17 protein-coding genes and 1 pseudogene are annotated in these 17,792 nt (G+C 43.2%); 7 read left to right on the top strand and 11 right to left on the bottom strand.

Features of this window, described 5'->3' with window-relative positions:
* Positions 1-164 precede the first annotated feature (164 nt).
* Positions 165-1,604: a hypothetical protein gene (locus TOL2_RS14195; RefSeq protein ID WP_193787649.1), complete on the top strand. Its 1,440-nt coding sequence runs from the start codon at positions 165-167 to the stop codon at positions 1,602-1,604.
* Between the two features lie 282 nt (positions 1,605-1,886).
* Here the strand turns inward: TOL2_RS14195 and TOL2_RS14190 are convergent, their stop codons facing one another.
* The 3 genes from TOL2_RS14190 to TOL2_RS14180 form a co-directional block, all read right to left on the bottom strand.
* Positions 1,887-2,465, bottom strand: coding sequence for a DUF4255 domain-containing protein (locus TOL2_RS14190; protein WP_014958097.1), 579 nt, complete (start codon positions 2,463-2,465; stop codon positions 1,887-1,889).
* 261 nt (positions 2,466-2,726) lie between these two features.
* Entirely contained in the window at positions 2,727-3,887 is a 1,161-nt protein-coding gene (locus tag TOL2_RS14185) for a response regulator (RefSeq protein ID WP_014958096.1), read from the bottom strand.
* On the bottom strand, positions 3,884-4,612 hold the full coding sequence (locus TOL2_RS14180; protein WP_014958095.1) for a LytR/AlgR family response regulator transcription factor: 729 nt from the start codon (positions 4,610-4,612) through the stop codon (positions 3,884-3,886). Before TOL2_RS14180 ends, TOL2_RS14185 begins: the two co-directional genes overlap by 4 nt.
* Positions 4,613-4,846: 234 nt before the next feature.
* Between TOL2_RS14180 and TOL2_RS26035 the strand changes: the two genes are divergently transcribed.
* Positions 4,847-5,029 carry a YaeQ family protein gene (locus tag TOL2_RS26035; protein ID WP_083863673.1) on the top strand — a complete coding sequence of 61 codons (183 nt, stop codon included), beginning with the start codon at positions 4,847-4,849 and terminating at the stop codon, positions 5,027-5,029.
* 142 nt (positions 5,030-5,171) lie between these two features.
* On the opposite strand, the gene rsgA is transcribed toward TOL2_RS26035, so the two are convergent.
* Together rsgA and dbpA are read right to left on the bottom strand one after the other, a co-directional pair.
* Positions 5,172-6,095: a ribosome small subunit-dependent GTPase A gene (gene rsgA, locus TOL2_RS14175; protein ID WP_014958094.1), complete on the bottom strand. Its 924-nt coding sequence runs from the start codon at positions 6,093-6,095 to the stop codon at positions 5,172-5,174.
* Between the two features lie 13 nt (positions 6,096-6,108).
* Positions 6,109-7,485 (bottom strand): ATP-dependent RNA helicase DbpA, encoded by a 1,377-nt coding sequence (dbpA, locus tag TOL2_RS14170; protein WP_014958093.1) that lies wholly within the window; start codon positions 7,483-7,485, stop codon positions 6,109-6,111.
* Positions 7,486-8,057: 572 nt separating this feature from the next.
* Here dbpA and TOL2_RS14165 point away from each other — a divergent pair.
* A complete protein-coding gene (locus TOL2_RS14165) occupies positions 8,058-9,605 on the top strand; it encodes an NAD(P)/FAD-dependent oxidoreductase (RefSeq protein ID WP_014958092.1) in 1,548 nt (515 codons plus the stop codon).
* A 191-nt stretch (positions 9,606-9,796) separates the two neighbouring features.
* A complete protein-coding gene (locus tag TOL2_RS14160; protein WP_014958091.1) occupies positions 9,797-11,587 on the top strand; it encodes an SLC13 family permease in 1,791 nt (596 codons plus the stop codon).
* On the opposite strand, the gene TOL2_RS26030 is transcribed toward TOL2_RS14160, so the two are convergent.
* From TOL2_RS26030 to TOL2_RS14140, 4 genes and pseudogenes are all read right to left on the bottom strand, one after another.
* A complete protein-coding gene (locus TOL2_RS26030) occupies positions 11,506-11,964 on the bottom strand; it encodes a HipA N-terminal domain-containing protein (RefSeq protein ID WP_408605420.1) in 459 nt (152 codons plus the stop codon). The genes TOL2_RS14160 and TOL2_RS26030 overlap by 82 nt on opposite strands.
* Positions 11,965-11,975: 11 nt before the next feature.
* Entirely contained in the window at positions 11,976-12,191 is a 216-nt protein-coding gene (locus tag TOL2_RS26025; RefSeq protein ID WP_198408339.1) for a helix-turn-helix domain-containing protein, read from the bottom strand.
* Positions 12,142-12,471: pseudogene (locus tag TOL2_RS23695) on the bottom strand (DUF362 domain-containing protein); the annotation flags it as partial. The pseudogene TOL2_RS23695 and the gene TOL2_RS26025, both read right to left, overlap by 50 nt.
* 550 nt (positions 12,472-13,021) lie before the next feature.
* Entirely contained in the window at positions 13,022-14,581 is a 1,560-nt protein-coding gene (locus TOL2_RS14140) for a sigma-54 interaction domain-containing protein (protein WP_014958088.1), read from the bottom strand.
* Between the two features lie 36 nt (positions 14,582-14,617).
* On the opposite strand from TOL2_RS14140, the gene TOL2_RS14135 reads away from it, so the two are divergent.
* Positions 14,618-14,821 carry a hypothetical protein gene (locus TOL2_RS14135; protein WP_014958087.1) on the top strand — a complete coding sequence of 68 codons (204 nt, stop codon included), beginning with the start codon at positions 14,618-14,620 and terminating at the stop codon, positions 14,819-14,821.
* Between the two features lie 177 nt (positions 14,822-14,998).
* Entirely contained in the window at positions 14,999-15,787 is a 789-nt protein-coding gene (locus TOL2_RS14130) for a hypothetical protein (RefSeq protein ID WP_014958086.1), read from the top strand.
* Between the two features lie 445 nt (positions 15,788-16,232).
* On the opposite strand, the gene TOL2_RS14120 is transcribed toward TOL2_RS14130, so the two are convergent.
* Positions 16,233-16,514 carry a type II toxin-antitoxin system RelE/ParE family toxin gene (locus TOL2_RS14120; RefSeq protein ID WP_014958085.1) on the bottom strand — a complete coding sequence of 94 codons (282 nt, stop codon included), beginning with the start codon at positions 16,512-16,514 and terminating at the stop codon, positions 16,233-16,235.
* Between the two features lie 6 nt (positions 16,515-16,520).
* Positions 16,521-16,739, bottom strand: coding sequence for a TA system antitoxin ParD family protein (locus TOL2_RS14115; RefSeq protein WP_041279536.1), 219 nt, complete (start codon positions 16,737-16,739; stop codon positions 16,521-16,523).
* A gap of 651 nt (positions 16,740-17,390) precedes the next feature.
* Here TOL2_RS14115 and TOL2_RS14110 point away from each other — a divergent pair.
* Positions 17,391-17,780: a reverse transcriptase family protein gene (locus tag TOL2_RS14110; protein ID WP_014958084.1), complete on the top strand. Its 390-nt coding sequence runs from the start codon at positions 17,391-17,393 to the stop codon at positions 17,778-17,780.
* Positions 17,781-17,792 lie beyond the last annotated feature (12 nt).

The following is a 17,792-nucleotide window of genomic DNA, read 5'->3' as shown; positions in this document are numbered from 1 at the left end:
AAGGGAAAGCAGTTGATCGAAATCAAACGATTAAGTATCAAAAAGCTGAACTGAAACGCATTAGAAACGATCGAGACAAATACAAGTTTCAATTTCGAAAGACCAGGCAGCAGCTGGTTGAAGAGCGCAAAAAAGCCACCTTGCCTGCCAAGGAAAAGAAAGAATTGCTGATTTATATTTCATTGAGCCTATTCCTGATCGGTCGTATTGGATTCAGAGCCATATCCAGGGTGCTTGGCGTATTAGCCCCATATTTTGGAATTGACGGCAAAGTTCCTTGCCCTCAAACGATCATCAACTGGCTCACTCGCTATTCATTGTCAAAAATTTGGACTTACAGTGGTCTGCCTTCAGTTTCTTTTGAGAAAAACAAATTTGTAAACGGTGCCATCTGGATCATAGATACTTCTATCGCCTTGGGTGTCGGTAAAATTCTTGCTGTTCTCGAACTTAACATCAATCATCATGCCACCAATGAGAGCGCGCCTGCCCTTAAAAACATAAATTGTGTTGCCATTTCTGTGGCTTCCTCATGGACTGGAAAATCCATTGCGGATTTTTTACAACAGGTGATCCATATTACGGGAAAGCCTGCGGCATATTTAAAAGACGGTGGATTGGATTTGAAAAAAGGTGTCAGACTTCTGAAGGAAAGAGGGCTGTATAGTCATTCCATCGATGATGTCTCTCATGTCGTTGCCAATCTGCTGAAAAAAGAATACAATAGGCATCCTTCTTATGATGGCTTTATCTCTGCATGCGGTCAAGCCTCAAAAAAAATGAAACAGACGGATCTTGGCTGTCTGGTTCCTCCAAAAGTATCGACAAAAGCCCGATTCATGAATATTCATCGACTGGTGAAATGGGCTGAAATGATTCTTCAACACTCCCCACGAGGGCGAACATCAGAGGGATCTGTCATTGCAAAGCTTAGAAATTCCATCGGTAAGCTTTCTGAACACAGGCCGTTTATCAAGCGATTCCTCCGTGATGCCCGTCCGCTTTTAGAAAGCCAGAAAATCCTTAAACATCGAGGGCTGAATTTCGAGACATACAAAGAGTGCAAAGCGATGTTACAATCTATTCCCCAGAGATCTCAGGTATCTATCGGCTTTATGACCTGGATGGAAAATCAACTGATCGTCGCATCATCATTGGGATTGAACAATATCGGGATGCCCATTTGTTCCGATAATATTGAATCCCTGTTTGGCCTTGGTAAAACCCATGGCGTCGGCGAAGTAAAAGACGCCAACAGAATCGCACTGCGCTTGCCAGCTTTTTGTGGAACCTTACCTGAAGACGCAGCAAAGATGGTCATGAGAGTGACTGTAAAGGAACAACAGGAAATTGAAAAAAAACTGTTGTCTTTAACCCGGCAACGCCGGGAAATTTTACCGAACCCCGGAAGTATGACAGCGGTTTTTTCTTCTGAAAAGAGATGCTATTTATCTCTTTTGCCGGTACCTAAAAACGGTGAAAAAACAGAAAATATAATTGATATTACAGCGAGTTGTGGAAAATTTATTGGTCACATGAAATCTATCCCAGACAATACAAATAATTCAGACGTCACGTCTCAAATCAGATCTGTAATCGCTTGAGAATGGCTTGCCTGGTCATTATTGATCGAAAACGTATGTGCGATCAGCGTGTTGAAATGCATGAGTTACAGGTGGATAGATTACCTGCAACTCAAGCAGGTTCAATGGAGGGCCAAATTATGAGCAAACTAAACAGGAAGATTTAGACGTCCCAGAATTGTTCATTATTTTTTCACAAGCAGAGGTGGGCAAAAATTCAAGATCACCAGCAGGCGATCCTGAATAATATTCGTGCTTTACCAGAATTCTGAATAATAATTTATATGCTGACATAAACCTGCACTATAAGGTATTTACAGAGGTTGTTGGATCAGATGCCGACCAAACTTTTGCTTTTACATCCTCGGATTCAAAAGTGAGCATCTTTACCCGGTAAAGGACAGAAGGCAGGTATTTACCGCTTATGATGTTCCAGAGACTGCTCAGATCCTTCATATCCAGATTCTCAATATTCAGAATCATTTTATCTATTCTCGGATCAAGGTCGGGAGAATTCTGGCGGGTAAAGACAGGATTGTTCTGAAAAAAGCGGATGGTGTGGGACAAAAATTTTAAAGCTTCCGGATAATTCGGTCCCCCGAAATTTGCCGCAAACATGAGAAACAGATTTAAATGCAGAGGCGGGTATACAATGATTTGTTCCCTTGCATCCGTAAACCCGTTGCTCCTTAGATGAGAAGGGGTAACATCTTTTTCAATGTTAACAATGAACACCGCTATTTTGTTGTTTGCATTTACAGCAACACTTCCGTCCTGTTCCGTGATATTGGACATAAGGGCAATATCCTCGTTAAGACTGAATGTCCTTCCAAGATACTGGTTCAGCTCAAGGGTGATGTGACTGACTGCAGAATGGATCATTTCATGGTGTCCCATTATAAAGGTGTTGGCTGGCCTTCCGGCATAGTCCGGTCAGCCGGGGTGCTTAAAACCTTATGCGCACAGCTCCGCTCTTTTGGTTACAATATTTTTCGCAAAATTGTTTTCTTGATATGCTCACATGAAGGTAATCTTTCAAGCTTTATGTGATAAACGGCAGGAATCTTGTGATGAACGGTTAAAAAGAGTTTTAAAAAAGGGTCTATCAATCCATGTAAATGAATAATGAGGTGAAATAAACAATTAAAGGGTATCCGGCAGGATAATGATAATGCTTACCTGTCCGTCATTTGTTTGTTTTTTTATGCATTGCCGGCCTGAATAAAATTTATTCAATCTTTCTTTGATGTTTTTGAGACCAATGCCTGTGTGTCCCCCTTTATTAAAAGGGCTTATCCAGAAACCCGTGTTGGATATTCGGATAAAAATTTCATCGGTATTATGGGTTTTTATTGTTATTTTTACTTCAAGAAAATCCGGGCTGGTCAGGGTGCCGTATTTGATCGCATTTTCAACAAGGGGCTGAAGAACAAAGGCAGGTATGATGACGTTTTTAACTTCCGGTTCGATTTCAACACAAATATTTATGTAATCTCCAAATCGCATTTTTTCCATAAACAGATAGTGTTGTATGAAAGAAATCTCTTGGTCTACTGTAAGGCGATTTTGTGTCCCATGGGAAAGGGAAAGCCTGCAAAATTCAGCCAGATGGGAAATCATCTGGCTGGCGGCTTTTTTATCGCTGAAAACAGCACCTCGAATGGATGACAGCGCATTAAAGAGAAAATGAGGGTTGATCTGGTAACGAAGTTTTTCCAGTCTTTCTTTTTCCGCCATGAGCCGGGCGGTTTCTTTTTTTTGTTTTTGCCTTTGTATTTCCTTTTCCAGGTCTCTGTTGGTTTTAACAATTTTATTGGCCTGAAGTAACTCCAGCTGACATCGGACTCTTGCAATAAGTTCATGTTTGGAAAAAGGTTTTAAAAGATAATCATTGGCTCCCAATTGGTGGGTCTCCAACAGTTCATCCGTTCTTCTTTCTTTGGTCAAAATGATAATCGGCAGTTCAGAGGAAGAAAAAAAATTTCTCAATATACGGCATACTTCATAACCTGATAAGCCTGGCATAACAATATCCAGGAGAATAAGCCGGGGGATTTGTCCTGATTTAATCCTTTCTATGGCATTCAGACCGTTTGATACGGTTTGACATATGATATTTTCCCGTAAAAGAACGGTTTTAACAAAGTAACGGTTGTCTGGATCATCATCTACAACCAGCACATGGTAATCTTCGCGGGACTCAAGGCCACCAGGGTTGAATAAAAAGTCCGGCATTGTAGTTTTACAGACGGGAGGCTTTGCTTGAACAGCCTGGCCTGACAGGAAAGATCTATTATTGTTCATTGTTCTGAAGTCATTTTTTTTATTTTTGTTTTCAGGCTGGATACCATACGTCTGCTCACAGTAAAACTTTTGTCCCGATTAAAGAGAAAGATATGAAAGGAACCGTCTTTTTCATGGAGCATGCTTTTTATATATTTCATATTAATAATGGTGGACCTGTGGATGCGGAAAAAACAGGATTCAGGAAGAAGGGATTCCCATTCGGAAAGTGTTTTTCTGCAAACCAATTGTTCATTGTTTTTTAAATGAACACAGATGTAATTGCCCCCTATGGATGAAATAACAATGATTTCATCCGGGGAAACAAACTGATAACCGGAATTTAGATTGACAAGAACTCGATGATCAAAGTTTCTTGAAACAGGGCTTTTTATCTCGGGTTCGAGCCGCATAAGGGTTTTGTCAAGGCGATCCGGGCAAACCGGTTTGAGCAGATAATCAAGGGCATTTACTTCAAATGCGCGTATGGCATATTCATCATGACCGGTGATAAACACAATTTTTGCAGATGGATTAATAAAGGGAATCAGGTCAAATCCAGTTCCTCCGCTCAGGCAGATATCAAGAAAAACCAGGTCAAACCTGTTTTGGGATAATTTTTTTCTGGCCTCGGCAAGACTTCCTGCCTGGCTTGTAACAACAACCTTTTTATATGATAATAACATATTGGAAATATCCTTTCGGACAAAAGGTTCATCATCAATAATTATTGTTTTCAGTGTCATTGCAAAAATTCTCCAATTGTGGGTTTCGTAAATTGAGTAAGCGAAAGAAAATTATTACCATACATATACTTCATCAATAAAATGTGATCAGGGTCAGTAAATATCCTGGCCCCAAGGTCCGGGATATTTGCTTGACATCTTTGGCACGATTAGTTTATTCGTTATGGATTGACATAGGGGAGCCGGCCTTTGACAGAATAAAAAAAAACAGCCCGGCTTTCACCAAGTGTTAAGGTGTGTTCGTTTAACTTAAAATCAGATAGTTGGCGGGTTAAAGAACAAGAGAAATTAAATGATTTGAAGGTATCTGTTTTTCAGTTTCAATGGAAAAGCATTCAGGCATTGGCAGGTATAGTGAAACGTACCATGGATTTTTCTGTTACCATTTTTAGACGGCATGGTTTATGTCTCTGCTGAAAATGGTGACTGCGAAGTTCCCTGGGTGTTTATCTGAAAGAACTTTTAACCTGCTGAAATTAAAACTCTTTCATTGTTTGTTGTGGCAGAGTGATCTGTCATGGCCTTTATTGCAATGATAGCCGGCATCACCTGAAAATGCCTACCTCCGGGTTTTAAACCGGGCCTCTCCGGCTTCAAGCTGATCAAAGATCGCAAGATAGGTGGCATACCGTTCCCGGGTAATTTTTTTGCTTTCAACCAATTGCAACACGGCGCAGCCCGGTTCGGTGCGGTGGCGGCAATCCCGGAAACGGCAGCGGCTCTCCATAGCGTCTTCAAACCCTGGAAAATACCCTGCAAGATCCTCTGTCGAGATATCCACCAGCCCGAACTCGTTGAAGCCAGGTGTGTCCACAAGTTCTCCCCCGCCCGGCAGTGAATGAAGTGTGGAAACCGTGGTGGTATTGCATCCTCTTTTGCCTGCTTCATAGAGCTGGCCGATCTGGAGATCCAGTGTCGGGCAGATGGCATTGAGCAGGCTGCTTTTGCCCACCCCTGTGATGCCCACAAAAAAGCTTCTGAACCCCTGTCCCAAAAACAAGGTTAACTCGTCAAGCCCTTCTCCTGTAGACGAGCTTACAGCAAAAATATCCACGATTCCTGTGTAGGTGTTTCTAATTTTAGCAATAAAGGGTTCTGAACCTTCAAGATCTTTCTTGTTGATCACCAGTATCGGCGTCAGGTCGGCCTCTCTTGCGGCAACAATGGCCTGGTCAATATATCCGGGTGTCGGCAAAGGCAGGTGTGAAATCACCACGCCGAGAACATCCAGGTTGGCTCCGATAATTCGGACACTGCCCCGGGAATCCCTTCTGCAAAGTTGAGTTTTACGCGGCAGCCGGGTAAGGCGTTGCTCCTGCACTGCCACGTTGTCGCCGACAACATGACCGGCGCGCCTTTTCACCTTTACTTTCCGCCGTTCTCCCGATGCAAACAATATATCCACGGCAATGCCATGGTGGGCAACGATCACACCCTTTTGGCCAGGAGAAGGACTCGGGGAGTTATTTTGCTTGATTTTCAAATGTTAATCTCCATTACTCATGTCTGTGGACAATAAAGTTACGCCCCTTGATCTTGTTTCTAAAGAGCGCTTTTTGAGCTTTATCAGCCATGGTGCGCTCAATGGCAACGTAGGAATAAAACTCAAAGCAGTCGATTTTGCCCACGCAGCTTCCGTCGATTCCGGCATCCTTGGTCAAAGCACCCAGGATATCTCCAGGCCGAAGTTTGGCTTTTCGCCCACCATTGATGGAGAAGGTCACCATGGCAGGGGTGGCGTGCTCTTTGGTTGCGGGCTCAAGATCTTCGATATCGGATACCTCAAAAGCCGTGCCCATAAGGGTGTTTATTTCTTCGAGTCTGAATTGTTCTTTGGGCGTCATAAGGGAAAAAGCCATTCCCTCTTTTCCGGCCCGGCCTGTCCGGCCTATGCGGTGGATATACACCTCCGGCTCAAACGGGAGGTCAAAATTGATTACCGCACTCAAACCTGAGATATCAAGTCCCCTGGCTGCCACGTCCGTGGCTACCAGAATGGGGGTGCTGCCGTTGGAAAAGCGCACCAATATTTGGGTTCGATCCTTCTGTTCAAGGTCTCCGTGAATGGCCAGAGATGAAAATCCTTTTGCCTCAAGGAACTTTGAAAGAGACTTGCACTGCAATTTGGTGTTGCAGAAAATCAGTGCTGATGCCGGTTTATATGCATCTAAAATCTGAGCCGTAACAACGGGCTTCCATTCCCACCCGGCTTCGAAGAAATATTGCCTAATAACGTTTTCTTCGTGTTCAACATCCACCACCACCTGATGCGCGTTTTTCTGAAACCGAGTACTTAAGTCAAGGATCGGCTTTGGAAATGTGGCGGAAAAAAGAAGGGTCTGACGATGTTTTGGAACATAACCCATAATCATTTCAATGCTGTCGGCAAAACCAACATCCAGCATTCTGTCCGCCTCGTCCAGAACAAGTGTTGTGACATGATCAAGATTCATTGTTTTGCGTTTTAAATGCTGTTCAATACGTCCTGGAGTTCCCACCACAATATGTCCCTGATGCTCCAGAGAAATCTGCTGGGGTAAAAAGGGCACTCCGCCGCAGATGGTTACAATCTTGATATTGTGTTTAAACCGGGCTATGCGCCGCAGCTCGCCTGCCACCTGTTCTGCCAGTTCGCGGGTGGGACACATCACCAGGGCTTGCACCCTGAAGCGCTTTACATTCAGGTTGTGCAGCAATCCTATGCCAAAGGCTGCGGTTTTCCCACTACCTGTCTTGGCCTGGGCCAGCAGGTCTTCTCCTTTAAGCACATGGGGCAAACTCCCCGCCTGAACCGGAGTCATCTCCTGGTATCCCAGGGTCTCCAGATTTTCGATCATTGGCTTGGTTAATGGTAATGCGGTAAAAGCTTTCATAAACCCCTTTTTTTATTGAATACAGGCCTGCAAGGCCTTTTGTGTTCTTTTATCACACCCAGCGGTGATTGAATTGTAAATATAGCAGGCAAATCATAGATATACAATAAAAGTAACTGTCTGCAGGTTCATCAGATCTGGAGTTGATTTTATGTCTGGCTTTCTTTTCCTGACCAAATCAATTGCGATGCCACTTTTTTGGGTATCATCTGTGATTTTAATTTTGAACATCTGCGGCTTGTACTTCAGCATATTTTTGTGGAAAGATATGCATGCATACTGCCCGGGTTTCTGGATGACATACATCTGCCGGCAATTTTTATTTCGGATAAAAGCTTTATTGTCGTTGACTCAGCCATTAATGGGGATTAAACTCGAGCGGCTCTAATCAGTTGAAATTATAAATATTTTAAAATTTGTTTGAGTTCTTTGAATATTTTAATGAGTTCTTAACGGAGAACAAACTCAACTGTCAATTGGCTTTGATGTGATTTGTCATAATATAAAACCTAAAAAAAAATGGGGTCATTTAAGAAATGGCAGCCCTGTTTTTATTAATTTAAGGATGCAAAATGATCAAACAGATAACCCTGAGAGTTTCTTCGGAGTCTGTTCATGACTCCAAGGCACTGAAAAAAGCTGCTGCAAAAGCTTTAAAGATTCCTATTGATGCCATTGATGCGGTTCAGACCCGGAGGTGTTCTCTGGATGCAAGGAGCAAAATGCCTGTGTTCGAGCTTCAGGTATTGGTCTACTCAGGCGAGCCTGTTAAGGATCTTTTGATACCGGTCAGCTTTAAACCGGTTAGCAGTTCAAAAAAAATCATTGTTGTAGGAAGCGGGCCGGCCGGTCTTTTTGCAGCACTTAGATTGATTGAACATGGCATTATTCCCGTTGTCCTGGAAAGGGGAAAGGATGTTAAACAAAGGCGATTTGACCTGAAAACCATCAATGCCGACGGGATCTGCAATCAGGATTCCAATTATTGTTTTGGTGAAGGTGGAGCAGGCACTTACAGCGATGGCAAGCTCTATACCCGGTCAACAAAACGGGGGAATGTTGGAAGGATGCTTTCCATTCTTGTTCAGCATGGTGCAAATCATGATATTCTGGTCAATGCTCACCCGCATATCGGGTCCAACAAGCTGCCAGGGATTATAAAATCCATAAGGAACACGATCTTGTCCTGTAATGGTGAGATTCATTTCAACACTCGAGTGAAAGATCTTATCATGGAGCATGACAGGATCAAGGGTGTCAGAACCGATAACGACGAATTTCTTGCCGATGGTGTGATTCTTGCCACAGGCCATTCTGCAAGAGATGTTTATATGATGCTGGACCGATGCGGCATTGCCCTTGAATCAAAACCCTTTGCAATGGGTGTCAGAGTGGAACATCCCCAGGAGATTATCAATTTTATGCAGTATGGGAAAAATGCCAAAAGCCATGATCTTCCCGCCGCCAGCTATTCGTTTTCTTGTCAGGTTGGCAAAACAGGGGTTTATTCTTTCTGCATGTGTCCTGGCGGAATGCTTGTCCCTGCAGCCACAAGTCCCGGAGAACTGGTGTTGAACGGGATGTCGAATTCTTATAGGAATCTGTCTCGTGCCAATGCCGGAATGGTTGTAACCATTGATGCATCCCTGCATGAAAAATACAGCCGACACAAATATTTTTCAGGCATTGAGCTTCAAAAGGAGTTGGAAAAGAAGGCTTTTGAAGCAGGTGGCAAAACTCTTGCAGCGCCTGCCCAGCGTTTGACGGATTTTCTGGAAGACAAGCTTTCTGCAGAATTACCCAAAACCTCCTATATTCCAGGAGCAGTCAGTTATCCTTTAAGCAAAGTCCTGGGACCGGTTATCACAGAAGCCCTTAAATCCGGCTTTGGTATTTTTAACCGGCAAAAAAAAGGGTATGTCACCCGGGAAGCTGTGGTACTGGCTGTGGAAAGTCGTACCAGTTCTCCTGTCAGGATTCCAAGGATTCAGAATACACGAATGCACCCCCAGGTTGTGGGATTATTCCCGGTCGGTGAAGGTGCGGGGTATGCAGGCGGTATTGTATCCTCTGCTCTTGACGGCGAAGCCGGTGCTGACGCAGCATCGGCCTTATTATAGCAAGGCAATGTTTTTTACGGTACTGCTTGGAATGAGCAGGGAGGCACAGGTGTCTAAAAATGGGGGCAGAGGCAATGAATATGCGATGAATTTTGCTGTTGATTTGTATATTAAAAAAGAATGTTTATATTCAGAAATACTTAGAAATTGACAGGATGTCTGATCGAAAATGGACAAGGACGGGATATATTATGCCTGAACTGAATTTAGATATTATTGTTGTTACGGCTATCCTGATAGCGTCATTAAGCCTTCTGATAACTGAGAAAATAGCAGTTGATAAGACTGCCATTGGCATTATGGTTGCCCTTGCAATTACTGGCATCCTAAGCCCTGGTGAAACTATTTCCGGCTTTGCAAATCCTGCTGTGATAACTGTGGGGGCAATGTTTCTTTTAAGTCATGGCCTGATTCGGACAGGTGCGGTTGGGTTTATCAGCGAGCGTATTTTGCATTTTTCAAAAGGGAACAAAACCCGCGCCGTCTTTCTTATTCTCTCAACAGTCGCTCTGGCCTCTGCCTTTATCAACAACACCCCGGTAGTTGTCTTGTTTATCCCCATTGTTATGGGGTTGAGCTGTGAGTGCGATTTCTCACCTTCCAAGCTGCTGATTCCACTATCTTATGTGTCGATTCTTGCCGGCACTTGCACCCTGATCGGCACCTCCACCAACATTATTGTCAGTGACCTTTCAACACAATTTGGCTTTGAGCCGCTTTCCATGTTTGAACTCAGCCAGGTAGGCATTCCCATCGCAATTATTGGGATTGTTTTTTTGATTTTTATCTCTCCGAGAATATTACCCGGGCGAACAGCACCGGTCTGTGAACTGGATGAAACAAAATCAAACCGATATATTGCCGAGCTGATTGTTTCCCAAAACAGTCCCTTGATCGGTGAAGAACACATCATTGAATATGCCCGGGAGCAACTGGGCCTGAGTGTCATTGAAGTGTTTCGGAATGGAAATATTTTTGATCCCGTCCGAAGCCCGCTTACCGTCAAACAAGAGGATATTCTTCTTGTTAAAGGCTCTGCAGAAGATATTGTTTCATGCCTGAAAAAGCAGATCATGGAACTGGCACATGGAGAGGAAAACATGGCCTTCGGACACGGTCTTAAGGACGACCTGATTGTTGAATTGATTGTACCGCCCATGTCTGGATTGCTGCGGGAAAAACTATTGTCTACTGAACTTCAAAATGATCCGGAAATTAAGATTATCGCTATCCGGACCCGTCGTCACCATTATTCATACCGAAAGATAACAACGGTAAAGCTTAAAGTCGGCGATACCATACTGGTGCGCTGTCCCAGGGAAAAGCTTTCCAAAATACGAAATTCCAATGAATTTATTGTCATTGAAGATATTCACTATTCCATGATTGATACAGAAAAAGCCCGAATGGCAGCCCTTATATTTGTAGGTGTGGTATTCTGTGCATCAACCGGCCTTGCAGATATACTTGTCTGTTCTCTTGCGGGAGTATTCTTAATGACACTCACCAATTGTCTTCGCTTGAAAGATGCCTATCGTTCCCTGGAATCCGAAGTTTTGCTGCTGATTGTCGGCACGATTGCCCTGGGGGTTGCCATGCAGAAAACCGGTGCAACACAGCTTTATGCCGATGCATTTTTAAGCCTTTTTGACGGCAAAAGTCCCCATGCTGTTCTTCTCGGGGTGATTTTTCTTTCCAGCTTCTGTACACATATATTGAGCAATAATGCCACGGCCGTTCTTTTGCTGCCCATTGCCGTGACGACTGCAGCGTCATTTGGTGTCGATCCCCGACCTTTTATAATAGGTATCTGCTTTGGTGCCAGTGCCTGTTTTGCAACTCCCATCGGGTATCAGACCAATTTACTGGTATACGGCCCCGGGCGTTACCGGTTTTCAGATTACATAAAAATAGGGCTGCCGCTGAATATAATTGTGATTGTCCTTTCTTCTATTTTGATTCCTTTTTTCTGGCCTTTTTGAAACATCTTCTTTTGATCGGAAGAAAATACCTTATTAATTAAACTTTTGATACAAACTGACTCCCTGTAGAAAAGTGCCAGTTTTTCCTGTGCCCCGGCACACTCTCCCCCAATACGTTTGAGAAGCATAAAATCATTTTTATCGAAAATTCCAAGTTGTTTCGCGATTAATATTCTAACGGCAGCTTCAGGTAACAGATTGGAAAAAAATGATTTTACTTTGTTATGTGGAAAAATTTCTTCCTGCATCGGCAAAGAAATTGATATTTGAAACGCATCAGGTGATGTCAACCATTTCTTAGAATATTGAAATGGAAACTGCCTCCTGTCATTAATGCTTAGGGAACCGACTCTGGTTTGTTCAAAAAAAACATTCAAGGCATCCAATATCAGCGATCTCCACGTTTAATGAGATGGCATTCAAGGCCAAGACTGTTTAATAATTCAAATACTTTTCCAAGTTGAGCAGTTGCTTTACCTTTTTCAAGCTCTATAATAAACTTTCTACCAACATCACTAAACTCTGAGATCTCCTTTTGAGTCAGCTTGAGACTTTTAAGGCAAATACAACGACCTAAATCTGCGGCTTGTCCGCAGTATTTCACTATTGGGAATGCAGCCTTTCAGATTTTTCAGCGCACAGGTCATGGCCGTCTGGCAATGGCCTTTGAGTACAGGGATGTTGATGAGGCGGTCCAGTTCCAGAATCGATCGGCAGATGCGATATTCTCCGTTGGATCCTTCACATAAAACAGAAGCATCCTGCTGAAGATCCACCAGGGGAACGGAGTACTTTTTAGAGATATCTGAATAGCCACAAACGTTAAAAGCCTTTTCTGTTCGGTCCCCCACCCAGGAACCTTCCAGAATGCTGATATTCTGAAATCCTTTTTTTTTGAAGGAAAGTGATTATTCCCGCACACAATTCAGGGTGAGTCGTTGCTCCGAAGGATGCCTTTTTGGAGACGACCAGATTCGGCTTCAGCCCAATATGATCTAAAAAGGACCAGTTTTTCCATATCCCGGAAGACTCCATCAGGATTTTCCCTGCTTCAAAGGGATCTTTACCATACCAACAAAGGATCTTGTGTTTTAACATGATCAATTTATTCCTATAAAATAAGATGTTAGTTGCAAATCATTTTTGGTACAAAGTCAAATTCACGGTTGTTATCTTTATAAGCCATTATTTTATCACCTTCCGATAATAATTTATTAAAACCAAGATCAGGTTTGTATAAAAATGGCTCAAGACCTTGAATATGAAAACATTCCACTGCTCCGGCCTTCTTAATTACCATAATTTTTGAAGAATATATCTTAGGTTGAATCTTGATGACCCACTCTAATTTGTGCTTTCGTGATCTATTATTGAGGTCTTGAATACACATCAGAAATTTTGACAATGATCACTTTGTTCCTGAACAGCACCAATCTAATTTCCAGTTACTTCTTTTCTTTTTCCAAACGTGATGCCAAGTTTACGCATGCGGTGCCTGAGTGTACTGGGGTTTACACCCAAACGGCAGGCAGCTCCATTTGGGCCATTGATTCTGTTGTTACACAACAAGAGAACATTTTCGATATGATTCCACATCACCTCATCCAGGGTTAACACGTCTTGTTCGAGACTGGGGCATAGAGGATGGGATTGCCGATGCGGCCTGCCTATACCATCAAAAATTAGTCCTCCATTAGGAGTGCCGGCTAAGGCGTGTATAAGAGCCCTCTCAACTGAATTTTCCAACTCCCTAACATTCCCGGGCCAATCATGTTCTATTAGCTTTTTTATTTGAATCGACGAGATCGTCGGATGGACTGGAATTCTAATCTCTTGGCATTTCTTTTGGACGAAGTGCTTAACCAGATCAGGGATATCAGCTTTTCGATGTCGCAACGGCGGGATCGTTATTGGAAACACGTTGAGCCGGAACCACAAATCTTCTCTAAAGGATTTTTCAAGGACCATCTGTTGCAGGTCCCTGTGTGTGGCGGAGATGATGCGAATATCCACCTTGATTGGGTCCCTGCCTCCCACCCGTTCGATGGTTTTGTCCTGCATTACGCGTAAAAGCCGTGTTTGTGCAGAAAGGGGAAGATCACCAATTTCATCGAGAAAAATCGTGCCACCATGAGCCCTCTCAAATCGGCCTCGACGGGCTGTTCCGGCACCAGTGTAAGCCCCCTTTTCATGACCGAAGAGTTCACTGTCAACCAGGTTCTCGGGTAATGCTCCACAATTGACCTTTATAAATGGACCGCTGTGCCGTAGCGAAGAATAGTGAATTGCGTTGGCAATAACCTCTTTTCCCACGCCGGTTTCCCCCAAGAGCAACACATGGCTATTCAATGGGGCCACTTGTCGAACCATTTCCATGATGGGTTTTAGTCCATACTCTTCACCAATAATTTCTGTCCCTGAAATCTGGCGCAACTCGCTGGCCAGATAGCGGTAGTCATCGGATAGCTTCTTTTGCAGGCGCAGGACTTCCTGGTGCTTTAAGATGTTTGCAATGGCAATGGCAAAAGGATCGTGTAGGAGTTCCAGCAAATGAGCGTGTTCTTTGCTAAACAAGTCTTGTCCCCGCGCTGAAATCACAAGTTCACCAAGCCTTTTACCGGCTACTTTCAGGTGTAGTAGCAAAAAGCAAAGGGGGGATTGTTTTGCTTTCAATTCAAACTGTTTTGCCACTGGCTGCATTTCTGATCGGTTAATCATGCTAACCACCGGGCCATAATGACCTTTTTCAACGAATAGTGCGGCTTCTTTGGACAACTTGACTGGATAATACGATGGCGTTTCAGAATAGAAACTTGCAGAAGCGATATTGCTAAGTATCCGGTTTTCCGGCTCGTATGTATTTAAATCCAGGGTTTGAGCGGGCATGAAATTTTCAAGATACTTGCGGATGTCTGTCAGCATGTTTTTTGCGTCCAAGTTACCGCAGATTAGTTTGGACGCTTTGTGGAAGAACTCCTTGTCATTAATGGTCACAACTCTCTCCCTGGCATCTGTCGCATGTGATATAAAATGGAAAAATTATCATATATGACAAAAATTTTTATCACATATGATAAAAATTATCAATTATTTTTTGACCCACTTGAATTAACAGCAAAAATTTTATGGCATGCATCTTGCTGTGCCGTATTTGAATCGACTGTTAACAGCGCTCCTTTCGGGCTTGTTTTAGAATTAACCGTCAATTATGGGACGCAAAGAAGAGAAAGATGAAAGTAAATGATGGATGGCCAACAAATAGAGACATAGTGGAAAATATCACACCTCAAGATTTTTGGCACCCGCACCCAGTATGTGAGGTGGAGGTTTCCATCACAAAGTACGCCACGCTGGGCGTGGCATCCACATCGAATCGTTAAGCACAATAGAGGGATCACGGAGGTAATCTAAATGAGTAAGTATCTTGTATGGTTTCTGGCCATTATCGTTTTTGAGCATTTTGTTAGTATAGGGATTGGGTGCGCTGAGGATCAAGCGAAACAGTTTTGGTGGTCTAACATTTCGTATCAATATGACACAAAAAGAGAATACATCACATTGACGCCTGAATTTGAAACCAACGATTTGCCATTTGACTTGGAGCTTTATGGGTTTGTTGATTTTACGGGTGACCATGGTCACGATGAAACCAATCTGAAAAACCATTGCGGAAGTTTCGACCTATTCAAGCCTTTGAACACATTCGGTATTGCCGAAGATAACATTTTCCTGCATATGTTTGATGTGGCCATGGAATATAATATAAATACCTTTACGGATGATCGTTGTTATTTTGGTTTCCGTTGGCGAGGTACCAGAACTTTTGGGGGTATAAGCAAGTTTCTTAATAGAATCCATGCTACTTTTGATATGACCATCTTTCTGGCTCGCACGGATGGTCGGCAAGGACATAACTGGTGGATGATTTCTCCTCACCTGAAAATTCCATTTAGTATCGGGCGGGTAAACTGCTTTTCCAGTACATGGTGTGATATAGACTTTGATAACCCATTGAATGAATACCGCCATGACAGCGTTTCAGGACAAAGCATGCTCGGAGTCAATATTTGGAAACAACTATATGCCTTCTGCGAGGTTAAATATGAGGATTTTCAGAAACCTTTTGATGATGCCTTCGGGATGGGTTTTGGCCTCATGTGGCAGTGGTACTTTGAGAAACCAGACTCTGTAATAAGATAGTGATATCCCGAGGACGTCCACTAAACTATTAGGATAGGAGCTTCTTTTTAAATGTCATTAACTTAAGGCAAAATCGAGATTCGCCGGTGCTTTGGGCCGTCCATTAAAGGACGGGTCAAGAGAAAAAACACATCCCCGCAAAAAAAATATACATAGGCCATGCAGTAACCATCATGTGATACGAAAACTTTTTTTGTCTTTTTTGTGCATGCATAGCAGTTAAGTTTTTTTTATTGAGTCCGTTTTCAATTTTTTCATATCTTTCAATGTGAAAATCAATTTCTCTAAAAATCACAGTGATTCCTCGTGTGTAGGGCAACTAACGCTTGGGTAACGGGCAGCAAGGGTTTCCAATACAGTTGATTGAAAGCACATCATTTAAAAGTTTTCCAACTTTTAAAAAGGATGAGACCCTTGCTGTCCGGTTCACTCGCTGGTTCGCCTTTTAGCTTTTGTTTAGGTAGTTTTTTAAATCTCTATAGTAATTTTGATGTGGGCCAATCATTATTAATTCTAAATTATCGCCCATAAAACGATATGAAAGCAAATATAGGATAGTTTTTATTTTAAATTTATGAACGTGTACTCCGCGAAGATCGCCTTTGTTTTCTTCACCAATAGAAGGTTTTTCGACAATTATTTGAATTTGTTCGTCAAGGATTACTTTATCTTTTTTGCTGAATTTTTTTACTTTTCGCTCAAATGAACGGGACTGTAAGATTTTCATTGGCAATTATCCAAATTTATACTCTGATAATTCACCTTGTTCCAGTTCTGCAAGACCAACAAGGATATCCTTTACCAGGCTATATGTTAAATCAGGATTTTCTTCAGAACATTTACCAATTCGTGCCCAATGTTCAATTTGGCCAGTTAAAGAGCGTTTATCAATTTGACTATATATCTTAGCGTCTCGGACTAAATCGTCGGTTATTCTTACTGCGGTTGCCATTATAGTTGCCTCCTTTAATGTCACTTTAAATGCGACAATAATATCATACATTGTAGCATTATGCAATAAAAAATTGCTTTATGCATTGTGTTTGGAGACGAACATGAAAATATGCGGCGTAGTCCGTAGTATTTTTTTTTGTGTGTGCTGGGCACGGCACATGTTCTTAAGGGTGAGCCTATGATTTCCGTATTTGGAAGTCAAGGCAAGTCCCAAATCCAGCCAGGTGGAGGCGAAGGGTATAGCGGTATGGCAACGGGGTACCGGCGACGGTGTTTCGGAAGGAAGCCGCCCTGCCGAGGCAGGGTACCGCAAAGGTACGGAGTGACGCACAGAAATCGGGCACAAGGCGTCCACACCGGGACGAGTCTGCACAACAAGACGAAGTCCTCTATCCATTATAGGGTGTGTCCGTAAACCCGGCACTCACGTACCGAAAGACATGTGCTTACCCCGGGAGATCTCTCATGTGCCTTATGGCTGAGGGCAGGGTAACCTGTCCTGACCGCATGGGAGAAGTCAGCAGAGGGCATATTAGCCGGTGGAAACGAGCCGTGAACAACACGGAGGACTCACCCCGGTAAAGGCCCGAACGGTGCCCGGATCAGATGGTTTGGGTAAATGAAAACGATTATTAGGAGCATATTACTTATGGTTATAATGCAGCAGCCGCCTGAAATAACTGTAGCGTATCTGTTTACCGAACATCTGGCAAAAAGTCCCAGGCTCATGGAAATGATCCTTGAGAGGGGAAATATGTTTAAAGCATTAGCACGGGTCCGTGGTAACAAAGGGGCACCCGGTATCGACAAGATGACTCTTGAGCAACTGCCGGGATACCTTAAACGCCACTGGCCTAAAATCAGGGAAGATCTGTTAAACGGCAGGTACAAGCCATCCCCGGTCAGGAGGAAAGAAATTCCAAAACCAGGGGGAGGCGTAAGACTGCTTGGTATTCCCACTGTTCTGGATCGTCTGATCCAACAGGCAATAGGTCAGGTTCTGCAAGAGATATGGGACCCTGATCAACGTCATATATAATACCCGCCGAAC

It is taken from the genome of Desulfobacula toluolica Tol2, from assembly GCF_000307105.1.
Classification (GTDB): domain Bacteria; phylum Desulfobacterota; class Desulfobacteria; order Desulfobacterales; family Desulfobacteraceae; genus Desulfobacula; species Desulfobacula toluolica.
This window is presented reverse-complemented; position numbering and strand designations above follow the sequence as displayed.